This window comes from Anabaena sp. UHCC 0204, assembly GCF_009711975.1.
Lineage (GTDB): Bacteria > Cyanobacteriota > Cyanobacteriia > Cyanobacteriales > Nostocaceae > Dolichospermum.
Genome location: NZ_VIKW01000057.1, coordinates 1 through 16,498, shown reverse-complemented (window position 1 = coordinate 16,498; position 16,498 = coordinate 1). Strand labels below are relative to the sequence as shown.

Sequence of the window (16,498 nt, the reverse complement as noted above, 5' to 3'; positions counted from 1 at the left end):
GGTTGAGTTATGTATGTTTTGGTAGGTGTTTCTACCTTATGAATTTATATTAAGCTTTATGTTTCAATTTGTAAAGTTATTTAACTTAAGCATTCATGATGACAGCTATTAGTTTTTCTAATATGTTGCTGGAAATCATGAAGGCTTATTTTCTCACTTCACTAAATCAAATTTAGCTTGGTGTGATTAACCGGGAGGCCATGCCATAGGACGATTGCCAAGGATATGTATATGTAGGTGATGTACTGTTTGACCGCCGTCAACGCCAGTATTCATAACTACTCGATAACCATTTTCCAGTCCAGCTTGTGCGGCGACTTTCTGGACTGTTAATAATAGATGTCCTAAGAGGGCTTGATCTTCAGGTTGGGCTGTGGCGATGTTAACTATGGGTTTTTTGGGAATGACAAGGATATGAACGGGTGCTTGGGGATTGACATCTGTAAATGCCAAGGCTAGATCATCCTCATAAACAATATTCGCGGGAATTTCTTTGCGAATAATTTTGCTAAAAATCGTTTCTGTGGTTTGACTCATACAGATTTACCGAATACATCTGTTAGAGATTTTAGGCGATCGCAGGCTAGAAACTTGGTTGATTAAACACTTCTAAAATTTGCCGACAAACCTGTTTCAGCTTTTCTCCAACTTCAGGAGAGGGGATGGAGTCACCGATAAAACTCCAAGTTTCTATGGTCGAAAGTCGCCAAACTTCGCCACGATGGTCAAATCCAGCCGCTTCTACGCCAATGGCGCGACGGTCATTATTAATGGGATCTTGATAAAATCGGATTTGAATTAAAATACTGCGACTACGCCAAGACTTGCTAATGCCAGGAAAGTGAAAACCAATGTCTATAGAATCTGGATCTACTAATTCTCTGGTTTCTGGGTCATTGTGCCAAGGTTTGAGATCGGATTTAACATCAGGAAATTCGGATTTAAACAAATTTACTACCGTAGCAATTTTGCTGGCGAATTCCAGGTTTGTGGCTTGTTCGGCTGCGTTCACTCAAAAATACTCCTATATTCGGTCGGTCTGTGGGGGATATTCAAGACAGAAAAACCTGAATTAACTCTAACAGTGCATTACATAGCGATCTAAAATAACACTGTTAATCTGTAAGCAAACAGAAAATTAATTTCCATATTATGGTGCGTCAACGCTCTATTTTCTCACTGATTTTTGTACTATTAGCAACATTTCTGATTAGTTGTGGCGGTCCTAGTGTTGCTACTTTACCACCATCTTATACAGCAGCGGAAGTTGCGAAAATTCAGGAATATGTTCCTGGAATTAAAGCCGTGCGCGATCGCGCGCCAGAACTGCAAAACTTGATTGCAAAAGGTGAATGGATCAATGTAGGGAATTTTATCCATGGACCGATGACAGAAGCTAGATCAAATATGACTTATGTCATTCCCAACCTGGCATTGCAAAATCAAGCTAAAGCTCGGCAAATTAGTAAGGATTTGTTGAAAGACTTAGTAAAAATAGATCAAGCTGCTACCGTTGGCAATACTAGTCAAGCTTTGAGTAACTGCAAAGATGTTTTCGTAGATATTGACAAGTTCTTAGAACTAGTTCCAGAACAAAGTAGCTAAGGAGGGAACAGGGAATAGGGAACAGGGAACAGGTATTACAAAGATCAATTCCCCCCTGCCCCTCTGCACCCTTGCCCTCTGCCTCTTATTGGCTTCGAGTCTTGAATCACAAAATCTTGGGGGGATGGGGTGATAGGGTGAAGGAGAAGACTCTTCATTCTTCACCCCTGACTCCTAGCAAAAACCATGAATGTAGTAATTATCGGTTGTGGTGTGGTTGGGGCGGCGATCGCCTATGAACTCAGCCAAGTTAAAGGTTTAAACATCACTGTTTTCGAGCAAAGACAACCTGCACAAGGATCTACTAGCGCCGCCCTCGGTGTTTTAATGGGTGTAATTAGCCATAAAACTAAAGGTAATGCTTGGCGAATCCGACAAACTAGCATTGAACGCTATGGAACTTTGATTCCTGAATTAGAAAGGATTACGGGGCGGAAAATCCCTTGTAACCGTCAAGGAATCGTGATGCTGTTGTCAGAAAATTTAGATCGTCCCCTAGAAAGTGGGGTTGAGGTGTTGTCCGAATGGGAACAACTGCGGGAAATTCGTCAATCTCAAGGTTGGCAATTACAAGTTTGGGATCAAGAACAACTGCAAAAATATTGTCCCCAAGTTAGTCACCCGCAAATTATGGGTGCTGTTTATTCTCCCCAAGACTTACAACTAAATGCGACAGCGTTAACTTTAGCTTTAGTAGATGCAGCGCAACGCAATGGAGTAAATTTCAAGTTTGGTGTGTCTGTGACAGGTACAGAAACTCCTCCTCCTCCTCCTCAAACGCCTTTACATATCAAAAAAGGATTGGGTGAGGCTCACAAATGTAATTTTATTGAAACTACTGAGGGTAAAGTTGCTGCTGATTGGTTTATAGTCTCTGCGGGTTTGGGTTCGACTACCTTAACTGCACAATTACAGCAGATGGTGAATATCCGTCCGGTGTTGGGACAAGCTTTATATCTAAGTTTAGGACGGATTTTAGGAAATCCTGATTTTCAACCAGTGATTACTGGTAATGATGTGCATATTGTGCCGATGGGAAATGGTGATTATTGGGTGGGGGCAACTGTAGAATTTCCCAATGATGACAATCAAGTATCCCCAAGTTCAGAATTGTTGGATGCTGTTAGACAACAGGCGATCGCTTTTACCCCAGATTTAGCCGCAGCGAAGGTGATCCGTACTTGGTCAGGGTTGCGCCCCCGTCCGGAAGGACGACCAGCACCCGTCATTGATAAGTTACCTGGTTTTACTAATGTCCTCTTGGCAACGGGACATTACCGTAATGGTGTTTTACTTGCACCGGCAACAGCAATAGCTATTCGGGAAATGATTCTACCCCAAAATTCTCGTTCTTAAATTTTTCTATTTGACAAGCTCCCGGACGGGTTGAATAAGTCCGGGAGCTAATTGATTATTTTTAATATTACAAGATAGTTCTTCCTCATCAGAATCTAGTATAGCAAATTCCGAGGCACAAGTCAACAACCTCAACCCATAAAATGCGAATTTTTTTTGTTTTGATAAAAGTCATTGTTCGATTTGCTCACCTATTACCTATTCATAGGATGATAAAAGGGATTTAGGTACTTATGCGGTGCTGTTGCCTTGCCAAAGAGGAAAATAGAGTGTCAATTAAAGAACAAAAAATTAAAGTAGATTCCCTAGAATGGTTTTATCGAGAAGCTGAACCGATTGGGAGAACTGACTTAACTCCCGTAGTATTGTTACATGGGGTAGTTGCTCAAAGTTATAGTTGGCGGAATATTATGCCAAGTTTAGCAGCACAGGGGACAAGAGCGATCGCACCAGATTGGATTGGTTATGGCTTTTCTGATAAACCGGAAAAACAAGACTTTTCTTATACTCCCACAGCATTTATTACAGCTTTAGAAGGATTTGTGAAAGCTTTAGAATTAGAACATTTTTCTTTAGTTGTCCAAGGATTTTTAGGTTCAGTTGGTTTACAATACGCCTTACGTCATCCGGAAAAGATTGCTAACATTGCTATTTTAAATACACCCATTTCCACATCTGCAAAATTGCCTTGGAAAATCAAACAAATGGGTTTACCTTTAGCAGGTGATGTCATCACTCAAGATCCTTTATTAGTTGATAGAACCTTAGAAGGTGGATGTCGTTATCGGATTGAAGATCAAGATTTAGATATTTATCGCAAACCATATTTAAAAAGTTCTTCATCTGGTCGAGGTTTGCTGGCAACAATTCGCAATTTTCAACTGGAAAAAGCGATGATAGAAATAGAAAATGGGTTTAAAGAATGGCAACAACCTATTTTAGTTCAATGGGGAATGATTGATCCTTGGTTATCTGTAGATATGGCAGAAAGTTTTGTCAAATCTGTACCCAATGGTGAAATAATCAAACTTAATAATGTTGGACATTATGCCCAAGAGCATTATCATGAAGTAATTTTACAAGATTTACTGCCATTTGTTCGCCGTTCAGAGTCTAAATAGTGAATGTAGAGATGTTGTCGGCAACGTCTCTACAATTCGGCAATATTTTGAAATTTGAATGGTTATTTATGCCTTGTTTGATGCCATTGCCAAGCATGAGAGACGATATCTTTAATATCTGGATATTGAGGTTGCCAATTCAAGATTTTTCTGGCTTTTTCACTTGTACCAATTAAGGCTGGAGGATCTCCAGGACGGCGATCGCATTCTTTCACTGGTATTACCATTTTTGTTATATCTTCAGCGGCAGCAATTACTTCTCGAACTGAAAAACCGTTACCATTTCCTAAGTTAAAAACTTCACTATTTCCACCATTCAATAAATATTCTAATCCCAAAATATGGGCATCAGCTAAATCATTAACATGGATATAATCCCGAATACAAGTACCATCTGGAGTGGGATAATCAGTCCCAAAAATGCTAATAGATTCTCGTTTACCTAATGCTGTTTGTAACACCAAAGGAATTAAATGGGTTTCTGGATGATGATCTTCTCCTAATAATCCTTCGGGGTTAGCACCGGCAGCATTAAAATAGCGGAAACGCACTGATTTAAAGTTGTATGCTACATCAAAATCAGTTAGTATCCGTTCTACCATTAATTTAGTTGCACCATAGGGATTAATGGGATTTTGGGGATGATCTTCCGTGATGGGAATAAAATTCGGAACACCATAAGTTGCACAGGTGGAAGAAAAGACAAAATTCTTAATAGAAGCTGCTAACATTGACTCTAATAGTGTCAGCGTTCCTAAAACATTATTGCGGTAGTATTTAGCTGGATCAGTTACAGATTCACCTACATAAGCATAGGCGGAAAAGTGCATAACTGCGGCAAAATTACGAGTCTGGAAAAGATGATCTAATAAAGTGCGATCGCTTGTATCCCCTTCTATCAATTCTACTTGTAAAACTTGTTCTACTAAATCACGATGCCCATATACCAAGTTATCAAGTATGACCACCTCATATCCTGCTTGCTTGAGTGCTAAGACTGTATGAGAACCAATATATCCTGCTCCCCCTGTCACTAGAATGCTAGGCTTTCCCACTGACATAGTTTCTCCTTGATGCTTCTTTTGCTAATCTAATTTAGCGCGACTTTAACGTGCTAGGAGACAATTGATAATTGACAATTGACAATTGATAATTGACAATGAAAGATTACCTCGAACTGCCAGTGCGAGGATTGAGCAAGAAATAAGGGAGAAAGGAAATTAAAAACTTATGAATTACCCCTACGAAAAAATCAGGTTTATCAGCAAACCCTAATTACTCTCACCTGATGAAGATGGTTGTTGATTTTGCTCTGAAGGTGCAGGTTGTTGCAAACGTTGCCGCCATCTGCTAGGTTTAGGGCTACTTTGATTATTAGTAGTGACAGAAGAAGCTGGAGTTATTGCTCGTCTTCGTCTTCTGTTTCTTGTTTCTCCGGAAGAAGTATTAGTAGCAGCTTGATTTCTTCTTCTTCTGAGAGCTTCTCCTAAACGTTGTCCTTTAGTTGCTGATGGAGTAGAAGTAGATCCTGTTGATGCGGCTGTACTTCTGCTACGGCGAATTCTTCTGGTGATTGGGTTCGATTCTTTGGGAGTATTTTCACTAACGGATGTTACCAATCTTCTGCTGCGTCTGGGTGTTTCACTTACAGAGTTACTCGCATTGTTGGTAGATGCAGTATTTCTTTGTTCTTTTTCTCTTTGTTTCTTGCGTTCTTGTAATTGACGATATCTTTGAGAACCGGCGATCGCATATTCAGTGCCAATAGTAACGCCTTGTCTACCCTCTGAACTGGGTTTGAGTTTCCACTTTTGCGCTCTTTCTAAATGTTCTGCATCCAATTTTTCGTTACCACTGGATCTTAATAACCGAACCTTAGTAACATTACCTTTATTGTCTGTATCAAGAGCTACTTCGACTCTGCCCTCTACACCTCTTCTCTTCGCCCAATCTGGATAAGTTGGATTACACTCCCGACAAGCAGCGCGGCCATTACCACTACCAGAGTTAGTACCTAATTTGGGAGATGTAGGTGCAGTAGCAACTTTAGGAGTAATTGCTGCTTCTTTTTTTGTCCCACCACCACTATTACCAGTAAAAATAGTAGAACTACCAGGAATACCTGATCCTGATGAATTAGATGTTCCTAAAGTATTTCCACCATTACCGGAAGTAGCTTGAGATGGTTGTGAACCTGCTTGATTTGCTCTCCCATCTCTGATTCCTGCTAACAACTTACTTAAATTAGAACCGGATTCTGAAGATGGTTGAATAGCAGTAGCTTCAGTAGATAAGGGTTGAGTATCTACTTTCTGTGGTGATAGCTTTGTAGTTAACGGAGAGGCTTTTTGAGGCTGAGTATCTACTGTCTTTGGTGATACATTTGCCTTTGTAATCGTCGGTAAAGGTTTCAGGGGTTGTATTTTTGGCTCAGGAATCACAGGAGATGGAACTTGCTGTTTTCGGATTACAGCAGGTTGAGCCAGAACTACTGTGCTTTTTTGTGGTTGCGGTACGAATATGGATGGAGCGGAATCAGAATTAGTTGAACTTGTAAAAATCCGTGAATTATCAATAACTTGAGGTTTTATTTTCTCTTTCGGTGCTTCTATTAGTTTTATTTCTTCTTCCGGTGGAGTCTCCACAAAAGTAATTTCCATTGGCTCTTCTTCGGGGACTTTTGTAATTAGACTACCAATACCAGAAGCCAGCAACCCAATATGTATAGCCAAAGAGCCAATCAAGCTATAAGTCAAAAAGGTTGTCAGTGTCTTTAATTCTTTTTCTCGCTGCTCTGTGGCTATGCTGGAAAAACTCATGGTTATATTTATTACTATTTAGTTTATTGCTATCTATTTTCAGTAACTTTGGGTAGAATAACAGAAGTTATATACAAATGTCAATCAATTATTTTGAGTTTTTATATTTGCAGATTTTAGCTCAAATCTCTCACTAGTAAAAGATTACAGGAATTTTGACCCTTTTTGAGACTGTATTTTTTCCCTCAGATGTAGCAAAAGATTGACATATATTCTCATTTGTTCTAATTTAAGTTGATAACTTATATCAGCTATCTTTGCTGAACTTGTCGAGAAATTTTATTAAAAAGGTGAAAAATCGGACATGGAGATAAAAAATCTGTTTACAGCAGGTGGTGTGGTGATGTGGCCACTGCTACTGTCTTCTGTATTAGCGGGGGGGCTAATTATCGAACGAATCAGGTTTTGGGCAAAAATTAATAACCGTCAGCAACGGGTAGTACGAGATGTATTTAGTCTCTATCGTCAAAATAATGTGGTAAGTACAATTGATACACTGCGAAAAAATGCAGATTTACCCATTGCACGCATTTTTTTAACAGCTTTAGAACTAGAAGAACCAAATCCAGAAGAATTTCGCTTGGCTTTAGAGAGTGAAGCTCAGGCAGAAATACCTTTATTCAAAAGATTTAATACAATTTTTGATACCATTATTGCCCTTGCACCCTTGTTAGGATTACTGGGAACTGTATTAGGGTTAATTGCTTCTTTTGCTTCTCTGAATATTGGTGATGTTGGAGGAACAAAAGCAGCGGGTGTGACTGGTGGTATTAGTGAAGCTTTGGTTTCCACAGCGACAGGTTTAGTTGTGGCAATTTTTACCCTAGTTTTTGCTAATACCTTCCGGGGATTTTATCAGCGACAAATGGCGTTGATTCAAGAATATGGTGGCCAGTTAGAACTACTATATCGTCGTCGCTACGAACGAGGAGAAAAAACCTATGCGTCTACAAGATGAGCCGGAAATCCCAGCACAGATTAACATTGTGCCAATGATTGATGTGATCTTTGCGATTTTGACATTTTTTATTATGTCAACCTTGTATTTAACTCGTTCTGAGGGTTTACCAGTTAATTTACCTCAAGCTGCTACGGGAAAAAGCGATCGCCCGGCACAGGTAACATTAACTATTAATAATACTGGCAAGATTTTTTTGAATAAAGAAGCGGTTAGTTTAGAGCAACTAGCAGCCGAAGTCAGAGAAAAAGTAGAACCATCACAACCTTTGATGGTGATACTTAATGCCGATGAAGGCGTTAATCACGGACAAGTAGTAGCAGTGATGGATAAAGTGCGACAGGTGGAAGGAGTGAAATTAGGTATAGCTACACGGAAATAATCAATCAATTTTAGATTTTAGATTTTAGATTTTGGCTTGGTTTTACCAGTTCAGTTTCCACTAAAACAATCTCAAATTACCAGTCTAAAACCCAAAAATTTACGAGGTTAAAGTGATCGCTAATACTTTGATTAATTCAGCAGCTAAACCTGTATTTAGCTTACTTGTGTGTTTGATGCTGCTGCTAGTTTGTTTAGTATCTAGTGTCACATTGGGAGCAGCGGATATACCAATAGATCAGATTTTGACATCCTTTGTCAACTTTGATGGTTCATATCAACACTTAGTTATTCAAACAGTCAGATTACCGCGATCGCTCATTGCCATTTTAGTCGGTGCATCCCTAGCAGTATCTGGGGCATTAATGCAAGGTTTAACACGCAACCCATTAGCAGATCCAGGTATTTTAGGTATCGAATCCGGTGCAGCACTCACCGTAGTTGTGACAATTTTTATATTTGGTAGTACATCAATTACTACGTTGACAATTGCGGCCTTTTTGGGTGCGGGAGTCACAGCGATTTTAGTCTACTTCCTGGGTTCATTGGGAAAGGGAGGTGCAACCCCGCTGAATCTCACAGTAGCAGGAGCAGCACTGACAGCTTTAATTTCTTCCCTGACTACTGCCATTTTAATCATTAGTCAACGCACATTAGAAGAAATTAGATTTTGGTTAGCCGGTTCATTAGCAGGTAGAGATGCGCCTATCCTGCTTTCCGCACTACCTTTTGTGATCATCGGTTTAGTAATTGCCTTTGCTTTGGGTAGACAAATTACTACCATGAGTCTAGGTGATGATGTAGCCAAAGGTTTAGGTCAAAAAACAGCCTGGATAAAAATTCTTACCGCCATTAGCGTAGTTTTACTAGCAGGAAGTTCCGTAGCCCTGGCTGGTCCGGTTGGTTTTATTGGTTTAGTCGTTCCTCACGTTGTCCGATTTTTCATTAAAACCGATTATCGCTGGATTTTGCCTTATTCCGCCGTTGTCGGGGCAACTTTACTGTTAGTAGCAGATATTACAGCCCGTATCATCCTCAAACCCCAGGAATTACCTGTAGGTGTGATGACTGCACTGGTTGGCGCTCCCTTTTTTGTTTATCTGGCTAAATCAAAGGTGAAGAAATGAAATCAATTGATAATTGACAATTATTTCATTCAAGGTTTAAAAACTATCCTTTCTAGGAGAAAAAGAATCGTTGAAACAAACACTTTTTTACATTCCAAATTGAAATAGATGGAACAACGAAAAGACTCTACAGCAACACTTTCAAAATCCAATATATTGGTGTTTCGTTCTTCAGCAATATCTTTTAGGATAGATCGCCGTGTGCCAATGATACTGTTGTTTTTACTAGCAGTGATTGGGGTAGCAATGGTGATAAATGTGGGTAGAGGTGAATATCCTATCTCTCCTTTAGATATTATTAAAACTATATTGGGTGTAAATACGGGAAATCCTGATCATCTGTTTGTGATTAATTCCCTGCGTCTACCTCGTACCCTTGTCGCTTTCATGGTGGGAATGGCGCTGGCCATTTCTGGAACTATCTTCCAAGGTTTAACACGCAATCCCTTGGCTGATCCTGGTATTATTGGGATCAATTCTGGCGCAAGTCTGGTAGCAGTTACAGTGATTGTTTTATTTCCTTCCGCACCAGTTTATATCTTGCCTTTATCAGCTTTTGTTGGTGCTTTGTTGATGGCGGCTTTAATTTATTGGTTAGCTTGGAATAATGGTAGTTCGCCAATTTTATTAATTTTAATGGGTGTGGGTTTATCTGCGATCGCTAGTGCCTTCACCAGTTTAATGATTACCTTCGGTGACATTTACAGCGTTAGTGATGCTTTGGTGTGGTTAGCAGGTAGCGTTTATGGAAGAACTTGGGAACAGGTATTTTCATTTTTACCCTGGTTAATTATTTTTATACCAATGGCTTTGACATTAGCCAGACATTTGAACGCTTTAAATTTAGGTGATGATGTTGCTAGAAGTTTAGGAACGTCCGTAGAAATTCAACGTAGTTTATTACTATTAGTAGGAGTTGCTTTAGCTGGTGCATCAGTAGCCACTGCGGGGATGATTGGTTTTGTCGGTTTAATATCACCCCATTTAGGAAGGCAATTAGTAGGTACAAATCATCAAGGTTTGATTCCTACCGCAGCACTGTTAGGGGGAATGATTGTTGTGGTGGCAGATTTGTTAGGAAGAACTCTTTTTGCACCTATTGAAATTCCCTGTGGAGTCGTTACTGCTGCTGTGGGCGCTCCTTATTTTCTGTATTTATTAATTCGTAATCGGAAAAATAGGTGACAGGGAACAGGTGACAGGTGACAGTGAAGAGAGCAGGAGCAGAGGGGGAGAAAAACCAATTATTAATTACAAATCTAAAATCTAAAATCTAAAATCTAAAATTGTTATGAAAGGATTATCAACAAAAAGTTTATCTTTAGCTTATGATGGTGCGACGATTATCTGGGATCTAAATTTAGCGATTCCTTCTGGAAAAATTAGTGCTTTAGTTGGTGCTAATGGTTGTGGAAAATCTACTTTATTAAGAGGTTTGGCTAGATTGCTTAAACCTCGTGGTGGGGCTGTATATCTGGATGGAGAATCTATTTTTCAACTTTCCACAAAAGCAGTCGCCCAGCAATTGGGAATTTTGCCTCAAAGTCCTGTAGCACCAGAAGGTTTAACCGTCAGAGATTTAGTGGCACAAGGACGTTATCCTTATCAAAATTGGTTGCAACAATGGTCCCAAAAAGATGAAAAAATTGTTCACCAAGCTTTAGAAATTACGGATTTACTCAAGTTATCTGAACGAGCATTAGATACTTTATCTGGTGGACAAAGACAACGGGCTTGGATTGCTATGGCATTAGCTCAAGATACGGATATTTTACTATTAGATGAACCGACTACTTTTTTAGATTTGGCACATCAAATAGAAGTTTTAGATTTGTTGTATGATTTAAACCAATTTCAAGATAGAACTATTGTGATGGTGTTGCATGATTTAAATCACGCTTGTCGTTATGCTGATTATTTAGTAGCAGTTAAAGAAGGTAGGATTTTTACTGCTGGAGAACCACAAGAAGTTATGAATGAGGAAATGGTAAAAGAGGTTTTTGGTTTAGATTCTCGTGTTGTTACTGACCCAGTTGTGGGAACACCAATGTGTGTACCTATAGGACGTAAAGGTAAAGGAATTAACTAATTAGGGCTAGTTATTCCTGCAACTATTTTCGGGTTTAGTTGCTTTTATTGATAAAAGTGAAGTCAGCGATTGAGCGATCGCACCCTTTCACAACCCCAACAGCGATACCTTCGGTGCGCTTTGCGATCCCAAACCTCCCAAAACAGCTATATCTTCCCTTGACAAAATATTTTCATACAATTAACATCAAATTATCAAATAATTTAATGAATTTATGATGTTTAGCCTAAGCGATATTCATCCCTTATCAGAATTTCAGCGAGGTGCAAAGATGTTTCTTGATAAGTTAAAAGAAACTAAATCTCCCATTGTGCTAACTGTGAATGGTAAAGCTGCTGCGGTAGTTCAAGATGCTGAAAGTTATCAAAAACTTATTGATAGACTTGAATTACTTGAATCTATTGCTAAGATACGTCAAAGTATAAATGAGTTTGAACAAGGTGAGGGTATGCCCTTAAATCAAGCATTTGCAGAATTTAAGGAAAAATATGGCATACCGGATTGAGATTTCACCTAGTGCTATTGCTGATATTGAGAGTATTTTCCTGTGGATAACAGAGGATTAAAAAATGTATGTCTAATTATCAAGAATTGTTAGAGCAAGCTAAAAATTTGACTCCTGAAGAACAGCTTAAATTAGTTGAAAATTTATCTATCTTAATTCGTCAACAATTGAAAATGACATCAAAACCAAAGCGTAGTATTTTAGAATTGCGTGGTTTAGGTAAGGAAATTTGGGGAAATATTGACGCTCAGGAATATGTCAATCAGGAGCGTGATTCATGGAATGGTTAAATAAATTACAGGGTAAAATTGTAGGTTTAGATACTGCACCGCTAATTTATTTTATAGAAGAAAATCCTCGCTATTTACAAGTTACAGATGCTTTTTTTACAGCACTGCTATTTATGGTGGTGCTTCTTTTTTCTTAACCAATGATCTTCGTTTACCTTCTTTACCAGGGTTAACTGTGTTGGTTTTAAATCAATTGATAAGTTAAGTGTTTTGAAATACAGCAAGCGATCGCACCCTTCAAGCCTCCAAACAGCGATTCCTACGGATCGCTTCACTATCGCACTTCCCACATTCCCAAAAGCGATTCCTACGGAGCGCTTGCGCTATCGCTCATCCTCCACATCCCCAAATAGCGATACCTTTGGTCAGCTTCGCTATCGCATCCCAAGACACCGAACTGACAAGTCAGCAATTGCGCGATCGCTTCTCTAAGGTGTATAGTTAAGTTAAAGTAACAACATCAGCCAAATTTGCTCATAGTAAAAAGTATGCTGCAAGCAATTGAAGGAATTTACAAAGATGGTAAGGTAGAACTTAAAGAATTACCATCTGATATTTCAGAAAGTCTTGTTATTGTCACTTCTTTTAAATCGAAAAAAAATCACATAAAAGATCAAATAATGCAGTTTGGTATGTTTTCTGGAAATCAGCAGTCAACAGAAACGGATTTTGAAATTGCTGAATTTCATGGGGATAGTGAAAACAGCTTAGACTGGTCATAAGTAATTATGAAATATGTCTTAGATACTCATGCTTTAATCTGGTTTCTTGAAGGTAATTTAAAGTTAGGTGCAAATGCTAAAACTATCCTTTCTGATTCTGATTCAGAGTTAGTTATTCCTGCGACTACTTTAGCTGAGGCTGTTTGGATTGTAGAAAGAGGTAGAACAGATTATGAAGACAGATGGATTACTATAGGTTTAGATGAAACGGGTATTTTAAGGGTTGTTATTCATACTTTTGAACAAACAGATGAAGATTCATGTTTGATTCGTATTATTTCAGCACGAAAAGCAACTTTTAATGAACAACAGTATTATCAAGGAAGAAAGCTATGAAAGCAGAATATGATTTTTCACAAGCTGAACAAGGTAAGTTTTATAATGCTGATGCGACTTTTCATTATCCGATTTACCTTGAACCAGATGTTGATAATTTTTTCAAGAAAATTGCTCAGGAAAAAATATTGATGTGCAAATTTTAGTCAATGAATGGTTGAGAAATAATATTAAATTAATTGAAAGCATTCAGTAAAAGCGATTCCTACGGAGCTTCGCTATCACACCCTTCACACCCTCAAACGCGAACTGACAAGTCAGCGATTGCGCGATCGCACTCCCAACATCCCTAAAACAGCGATCTGCTGAAAGCAGCAGCGCTTCGCGATCGCCTAAATTCATCACCACAATAAAAAATGATAAGATACTAATAAGATTTTATTCATATTAGTATCTTATGAATGTGAGTTTTCCGATACCAAAAGAACTTGAGTCTTATCTTGAGGTTCAGCTTCAATCTGGCAATTATGATACTGTAGCGGACTATTTTTTGATGTTGTTGCAGCAAGATCAACAGCGTAAGGATGCTCAAGCAAAATTAGCTAGTTTGTTACAAGAAGGTTTGGACTCAGAAGCAGAACCTGTAACTCCTGAATATTGGCAGGATTTGCGCCGATCAATCTTTGGTATGGTGCAGTAGTGAGTATGGCTTTTCAGGTAATTGTTCGCAATCGTGCTACTCAGGATATCAGGCAACAAGCAAATTATATTTTGGTGAATGGCAATCGGGGGAGAAGTTTTTGGAGTTTGTTGAGTCTGCTTTTGCTCAATTGGCAATAACTCCCAATATGGGTAAGGTTGTGTCGTCTTTGTCGGATATGGGAACAATTCGTCAGTGGCGGATTAAGAATTTTAAGGACTATTTGATTTTTTATAAAGTTCAAGAGGAACAAGTGGAGGTTCTACGGGTTTTGCATGGGGCGAGAGATTTAGAGGATCTCTTGCCATAGACTAAATTAATTCTAAAATGTTTAAAAACTTTTCTCCAAACTCATTTTTTGCAAACCCGATTTGTGGCGTGAATTCTGAAAACCAACTGTGATTCATCAGATGATTTCCAAAATCTATTGATACTAAACCTGGAAAAACAAAATTTTGCAAAAAATATGTTTTATCTGGAGACATCTTTGATAAATAAAAATCTTTAAGAATATTTATATTCAAGAAATCAATTTTATCTAATGCGTATGAGTATTGTGTCAACTCATTATATTTAATTTCATTCCTAATATAGGCAGCAAATATTTTACCAAATGCCTCAGCTTTATTTATTTGATCAAACCTATCTAAAGCATTAATTATATATTCTCCGACCTGTTTTCTATACTGAGGATCGGATTGATATTTAAGCATAAATTTATCCTTAAATTTATGATCTACATATCCTATTTCTGCATAAAAACTAATGATTTTTTTGAGAAAAGTTATCTCGCGTACAGTTGAATTTAATTTAATCATTGAGTATACTGAACTTATAATAGGAATATCTTTGATGATGCCATCATCTAATAATTCATCTATTCCTATTTCCGCGAAGTCTTTAAGTCTGTCTACAACTTCTGAATTTTGTATAACTTCCATTAAAAATTCAGTGATTTTTTTACTATCTTTTCTATTCATATTAATAATATATATGTATGTTAGCTTATTTTGTGTATTAACATTACTTCACCAGGATGTATTGGTCTTACTAATCTATCTTGAGTAATATCTTGCAAATTATTCATAATCCTTAAATATTTTAACTAACAGCATATTCTGTAAATTGCCTCATGAAAGGAGACTGAAACCCTAACACAATATCATCCTTGGGAACTTCAGCAGCCACTAAATTAGCAGCAATATCATCCTCCGTCCCATTCCATTGCAGCCAAATTTTGCCACCTTTAATATCAATATGAATGATACAACTATGTACCCAATCTTGACCTTCCCAACCGACATGAACTATTTGATAATGGTCACGTTCTGTATCAAAAATCGTCTCAACTTCTATATTGCCGTAAGCTGGTTTTTGATCACTATATTCCTGTAATATTTTTTGTACAATCTGACGATATTTAGTTAATGTATCCATTTAAAAATCACCTCTTGCTCTACATCATAAACAAGCAGCTTCAACTGATTCTCTAATATCATATCTTTGGGAAAATCAAGTTGAAAAAATGTTTTGTAAGTTGTTAAAGGAACTGCTAAATATAAAACACGCTCCGGTTGTAACCTTCTCAATGCACCTCGATAATTAATAAATTGTCCTAATGCTGTATGAAATTCCGAAATAGCAGACGATCTTTCTAAAAAACTTTTGACTTCGACTGCAATTTTTTGTCCTTCCCGTTCTGCGGCTATCAGCTTTTCTGCGGCTAAATCAATAGAAAGATTAACTCCTCCTACACTAATTGTAAGTGGGTCATTTGTAATTTGCCAACCATCTTTTTGTAAAGCTATTTTGACAACTCCATGAAAAATATCTTTAGCAGACATACATATCTATCATTATATTGCTTATTCTATAATTACATTACCAGAAAGCGATCGCACCCTCTCAACACCCCAAAACAGCGATCGCACCCCTCCACATCCCTAAACAGCGATCGCACCCCCACACCCCAAACAGCGATCGCACTCCCACACCCCAAAAGCGATCGCACTCTCACCACATCCCAAAACGCGATCGCATCCCCAGATCCCCAAAACAGCGATCGCCCTACCTCCACATCTCTAAAACAGCGATCGCATCCCCTACACCCTCAAAAAGCGATCGCTCTTTCCCAAATCTCCTAATTACTAGTAGAGGGTTTTAGCACCTATTTATTTTTTCACCCTCCACCAAGCATAGGTAAATCCAAATCCTTACCAGTTAATTTAATAATTAATCGTCCAAATGCTATGATTGAATCATTATTGTTCTTCAAAAAGTCTAAAGTTTGCCCAATTTTATCAGCTTGCTTTTGAGTCAGTAAGCTTCCCCATACTCTACGTCGCTCATCTAGTTGTTCTGGGGTTGATGATTCAATTTCTTTAAGTATCCACCATTCAAAAATAGGTGAGAATATTTCCCAATTTGATGGATTAGTTTGTGTCCGATTCAATAATCCCCGTGCATTTAATTCAATTAGCTCCCTTTCTTTTTGGCTAAAAATAGAAGTTATATCACTTAAATCATACTTGGAATTAGTAACTTTTCCT

General features: G+C 38.2%; 24 protein-coding genes and 1 pseudogene. 17 read left to right on the top strand and 8 right to left on the bottom strand.

Annotation, left to right across the window (positions count from 1 at the left end; all coding sequences use genetic code 11):
• Positions 1-186: 186 nt before the first annotated feature.
• Both FJR04_RS23710 and FJR04_RS23705 read right to left on the bottom strand, forming a co-directional pair.
• Positions 187-537 (bottom strand): histidine triad nucleotide-binding protein, encoded by a 351-nt coding sequence (locus tag FJR04_RS23710; RefSeq protein ID WP_168499484.1) that lies wholly within the window; start codon positions 535-537, stop codon positions 187-189.
• A gap of 46 nt (positions 538-583) precedes the next feature.
• Positions 584-1,012: a hypothetical protein gene (locus tag FJR04_RS23705; RefSeq protein WP_168499482.1), complete on the bottom strand. Its 429-nt coding sequence runs from the start codon at positions 1,010-1,012 to the stop codon at positions 584-586.
• A gap of 140 nt (positions 1,013-1,152) precedes the next feature.
• Between FJR04_RS23705 and psbQ the strand changes: the two genes are divergently transcribed.
• The 3 genes from psbQ to FJR04_RS23690 all read left to right on the top strand — a co-directional run bounded on the left by psbQ (position 1,153) and on the right by FJR04_RS23690 (position 4,082).
• Entirely contained in the window at positions 1,153-1,605 is a 453-nt protein-coding gene (psbQ, locus tag FJR04_RS23700; RefSeq protein ID WP_168499480.1) for a photosystem II protein PsbQ, read from the top strand.
• A 186-nt stretch (positions 1,606-1,791) separates the two neighbouring features.
• Positions 1,792-2,961 carry an FAD-binding oxidoreductase gene (locus FJR04_RS23695; RefSeq protein ID WP_168499477.1) on the top strand — a complete coding sequence of 390 codons (1,170 nt, stop codon included), beginning with the start codon at positions 1,792-1,794 and terminating at the stop codon, positions 2,959-2,961.
• A gap of 269 nt (positions 2,962-3,230) precedes the next feature.
• Entirely contained in the window at positions 3,231-4,082 is an 852-nt protein-coding gene (locus FJR04_RS23690) for an alpha/beta fold hydrolase (RefSeq protein ID WP_168499476.1), read from the top strand.
• Positions 4,083-4,144: 62 nt separating this feature from the next.
• Here the strand turns inward: FJR04_RS23690 and galE are convergent, their stop codons facing one another.
• A complete protein-coding gene (galE, locus tag FJR04_RS23685) occupies positions 4,145-5,143 on the bottom strand; it encodes a UDP-glucose 4-epimerase GalE (RefSeq protein ID WP_168499474.1) in 999 nt (332 codons plus the stop codon).
• Positions 5,144-5,353: 210 nt separating this feature from the next.
• Positions 5,354-6,901, bottom strand: coding sequence for an energy transducer TonB (locus FJR04_RS23680; RefSeq protein ID WP_168499472.1), 1,548 nt, complete (start codon positions 6,899-6,901; stop codon positions 5,354-5,356).
• Between the two features lie 304 nt (positions 6,902-7,205).
• Here FJR04_RS23680 and FJR04_RS23675 point away from each other — a divergent pair, with 304 nt between their 5' ends.
• The 13 genes from FJR04_RS23675 to FJR04_RS23615 all read left to right on the top strand — a co-directional run bounded on the left by FJR04_RS23675 (position 7,206) and on the right by FJR04_RS23615 (position 14,259).
• Positions 7,206-7,859 (top strand): MotA/TolQ/ExbB proton channel family protein, encoded by a 654-nt coding sequence (locus tag FJR04_RS23675; protein WP_168499470.1) that lies wholly within the window; start codon positions 7,206-7,208, stop codon positions 7,857-7,859.
• Positions 7,843-8,241 carry a biopolymer transporter ExbD gene (locus FJR04_RS23670; protein ID WP_168499468.1) on the top strand — a complete coding sequence of 133 codons (399 nt, stop codon included), beginning with the start codon at positions 7,843-7,845 and terminating at the stop codon, positions 8,239-8,241. The genes FJR04_RS23675 and FJR04_RS23670 overlap by 17 nt, the downstream gene beginning before the upstream one ends.
• A gap of 175 nt (positions 8,242-8,416) precedes the next feature.
• Positions 8,417-9,367 (top strand): iron ABC transporter permease, encoded by a 951-nt coding sequence (locus tag FJR04_RS23665; protein ID WP_217359505.1) that lies wholly within the window; start codon positions 8,417-8,419, stop codon positions 9,365-9,367.
• A gap of 108 nt (positions 9,368-9,475) precedes the next feature.
• The gene (locus FJR04_RS23660; RefSeq protein WP_168499466.1) at positions 9,476-10,552 is read left to right on the top strand and encodes an iron ABC transporter permease; all 1,077 of its coding nucleotides are present in this window, start codon (positions 9,476-9,478) and stop codon (positions 10,550-10,552) included.
• 106 nt (positions 10,553-10,658) lie between these two features.
• Positions 10,659-11,456 (top strand): ABC transporter ATP-binding protein, encoded by a 798-nt coding sequence (locus FJR04_RS23655; protein ID WP_168499464.1) that lies wholly within the window; start codon positions 10,659-10,661, stop codon positions 11,454-11,456.
• Positions 11,457-11,670: 214 nt separating this feature from the next.
• Positions 11,671-11,961, top strand: coding sequence for a type II toxin-antitoxin system Phd/YefM family antitoxin (locus tag FJR04_RS23650; protein WP_254445375.1), 291 nt, complete (start codon positions 11,671-11,673; stop codon positions 11,959-11,961).
• 68 nt (positions 11,962-12,029) lie between these two features.
• Positions 12,030-12,251, top strand: a complete 222-nt coding sequence (locus FJR04_RS23645; protein WP_168499462.1) for a hypothetical protein — start codon at positions 12,030-12,032, stop codon at positions 12,249-12,251.
• On the top strand, positions 12,239-12,388 hold the full coding sequence (locus tag FJR04_RS23640; RefSeq protein ID WP_254445373.1) for a hypothetical protein: 150 nt from the start codon (positions 12,239-12,241) through the stop codon (positions 12,386-12,388). Before FJR04_RS23645 ends, FJR04_RS23640 begins: the two co-directional genes overlap by 13 nt.
• A 351-nt stretch (positions 12,389-12,739) precedes the next feature.
• A complete protein-coding gene (locus tag FJR04_RS23635) occupies positions 12,740-12,973 on the top strand; it encodes a hypothetical protein (protein ID WP_168499460.1) in 234 nt (77 codons plus the stop codon).
• 6 nt (positions 12,974-12,979) lie between these two features.
• A complete protein-coding gene (locus FJR04_RS26335) occupies positions 12,980-13,309 on the top strand; it encodes a BrnT family toxin (protein ID WP_168499458.1) in 330 nt (109 codons plus the stop codon).
• Positions 13,306-13,455 carry a hypothetical protein gene (locus FJR04_RS23625; RefSeq protein WP_254445372.1) on the top strand — a complete coding sequence of 50 codons (150 nt, stop codon included), beginning with the start codon at positions 13,306-13,308 and terminating at the stop codon, positions 13,453-13,455. Before FJR04_RS26335 ends, FJR04_RS23625 begins: the two co-directional genes overlap by 4 nt.
• A gap of 251 nt (positions 13,456-13,706) precedes the next feature.
• Positions 13,707-13,949 carry a type II toxin-antitoxin system ParD family antitoxin gene (locus FJR04_RS23620; protein WP_168499448.1) on the top strand — a complete coding sequence of 81 codons (243 nt, stop codon included), beginning with the start codon at positions 13,707-13,709 and terminating at the stop codon, positions 13,947-13,949.
• Between the two features lie 100 nt (positions 13,950-14,049).
• The gene (locus tag FJR04_RS23615; protein WP_168499446.1) at positions 14,050-14,259 is read left to right on the top strand and encodes a type II toxin-antitoxin system RelE/ParE family toxin; all 210 of its coding nucleotides are present in this window, start codon (positions 14,050-14,052) and stop codon (positions 14,257-14,259) included.
• Position 14,260: 1 nt separating this feature from the next.
• Here the strand turns inward: FJR04_RS23615 and FJR04_RS23610 are convergent, their stop codons facing one another.
• The 3 genes from FJR04_RS23610 to FJR04_RS23600 all read right to left on the bottom strand — a co-directional run bounded on the left by FJR04_RS23610 (position 14,261) and on the right by FJR04_RS23600 (position 15,793).
• Positions 14,261-14,929 (bottom strand): hypothetical protein, encoded by a 669-nt coding sequence (locus FJR04_RS23610; protein WP_168499444.1) that lies wholly within the window; start codon positions 14,927-14,929, stop codon positions 14,261-14,263.
• Between the two features lie 121 nt (positions 14,930-15,050).
• Positions 15,051-15,386 (bottom strand): XisI protein, encoded by a 336-nt coding sequence (locus FJR04_RS23605; protein WP_168499442.1) that lies wholly within the window; start codon positions 15,384-15,386, stop codon positions 15,051-15,053.
• Entirely contained in the window at positions 15,374-15,793 is a 420-nt protein-coding gene (locus FJR04_RS23600; RefSeq protein WP_168499440.1) for a XisH family protein, read from the bottom strand. The genes FJR04_RS23605 and FJR04_RS23600 overlap by 13 nt, the downstream gene beginning before the upstream one ends.
• Between FJR04_RS23600 and FJR04_RS23595 the strand changes: the two genes are divergently transcribed.
• Entirely contained in the window at positions 15,770-16,093 is a 324-nt protein-coding gene (locus tag FJR04_RS23595) for a hypothetical protein (RefSeq protein ID WP_168499438.1), read from the top strand. The two genes, FJR04_RS23600 and FJR04_RS23595, sit on opposite strands and share 24 nt — an antisense overlap.
• A 35-nt stretch (positions 16,094-16,128) precedes the next feature.
• On the opposite strand, the pseudogene FJR04_RS23590 reads toward FJR04_RS23595, so the two are convergent.
• A pseudogene (locus tag FJR04_RS23590) lies at positions 16,129-16,498 on the bottom strand (hypothetical protein); the annotation flags it as partial.

Excerpts from the sequence above, each read along its gene's own strand:
- FJR04_RS23650 (WP_254445375.1), top strand. The coding sequence starts at position 11,671 with ATGATGTTTAGCCTAAGCGATATTCATCCCTTATCAGAATTTCAGCGA.
- FJR04_RS23655 (WP_168499464.1), top strand. The coding sequence starts at position 10,659 with ATGAAAGGATTATCAACAAAAAGTTTATCTTTAGCTTATGATGGTGCG.
- FJR04_RS23620 (WP_168499448.1), top strand. The coding sequence starts at position 13,707 with ATGAATGTGAGTTTTCCGATACCAAAAGAACTTGAGTCTTATCTTGAG.
- psbQ (WP_168499480.1), top strand. The coding sequence starts at position 1,153 with ATGGTGCGTCAACGCTCTATTTTCTCACTGATTTTTGTACTATTAGCA.
- FJR04_RS23645 (WP_168499462.1), top strand. The coding sequence starts at position 12,030 with ATGTCTAATTATCAAGAATTGTTAGAGCAAGCTAAAAATTTGACTCCT.
- FJR04_RS23695 (WP_168499477.1), top strand. The coding sequence starts at position 1,792 with ATGAATGTAGTAATTATCGGTTGTGGTGTGGTTGGGGCGGCGATCGCC.
- FJR04_RS23670 (WP_168499468.1), top strand. The coding sequence starts at position 7,843 with ATGCGTCTACAAGATGAGCCGGAAATCCCAGCACAGATTAACATTGTG.
- FJR04_RS26335 (WP_168499458.1), top strand. The coding sequence starts at position 12,980 with ATGAAATATGTCTTAGATACTCATGCTTTAATCTGGTTTCTTGAAGGT.
- FJR04_RS23660 (WP_168499466.1), top strand. The coding sequence starts at position 9,476 with ATGGAACAACGAAAAGACTCTACAGCAACACTTTCAAAATCCAATATA.
- galE (WP_168499474.1), bottom strand. The coding sequence starts at position 5,143 with ATGTCAGTGGGAAAGCCTAGCATTCTAGTGACAGGGGGAGCAGGATAT.
- FJR04_RS23625 (WP_254445372.1), top strand. The coding sequence starts at position 13,306 with ATGAAAGCAGAATATGATTTTTCACAAGCTGAACAAGGTAAGTTTTAT.
- FJR04_RS23665 (WP_217359505.1), top strand. The coding sequence starts at position 8,417 with ATGCTGCTGCTAGTTTGTTTAGTATCTAGTGTCACATTGGGAGCAGCG.
- FJR04_RS23610 (WP_168499444.1), bottom strand. The coding sequence starts at position 14,929 with ATGAATAGAAAAGATAGTAAAAAAATCACTGAATTTTTAATGGAAGTT.
- FJR04_RS23605 (WP_168499442.1), bottom strand. The coding sequence starts at position 15,386 with ATGGATACATTAACTAAATATCGTCAGATTGTACAAAAAATATTACAG.
- FJR04_RS23680 (WP_168499472.1), bottom strand. The coding sequence starts at position 6,901 with ATGAGTTTTTCCAGCATAGCCACAGAGCAGCGAGAAAAAGAATTAAAG.
- FJR04_RS23675 (WP_168499470.1), top strand. The coding sequence starts at position 7,206 with ATGGAGATAAAAAATCTGTTTACAGCAGGTGGTGTGGTGATGTGGCCA.
- FJR04_RS23640 (WP_254445373.1), top strand. The coding sequence starts at position 12,239 with ATGGAATGGTTAAATAAATTACAGGGTAAAATTGTAGGTTTAGATACT.
- FJR04_RS23635 (WP_168499460.1), top strand. The coding sequence starts at position 12,740 with ATGCTGCAAGCAATTGAAGGAATTTACAAAGATGGTAAGGTAGAACTT.
- FJR04_RS23595 (WP_168499438.1), top strand. The coding sequence starts at position 15,770 with ATGAAAAATATCTTTAGCAGACATACATATCTATCATTATATTGCTTA.
- FJR04_RS23600 (WP_168499440.1), bottom strand. The coding sequence starts at position 15,793 with ATGTCTGCTAAAGATATTTTTCATGGAGTTGTCAAAATAGCTTTACAA.
- FJR04_RS23710 (WP_168499484.1), bottom strand. The coding sequence starts at position 537 with ATGAGTCAAACCACAGAAACGATTTTTAGCAAAATTATTCGCAAAGAA.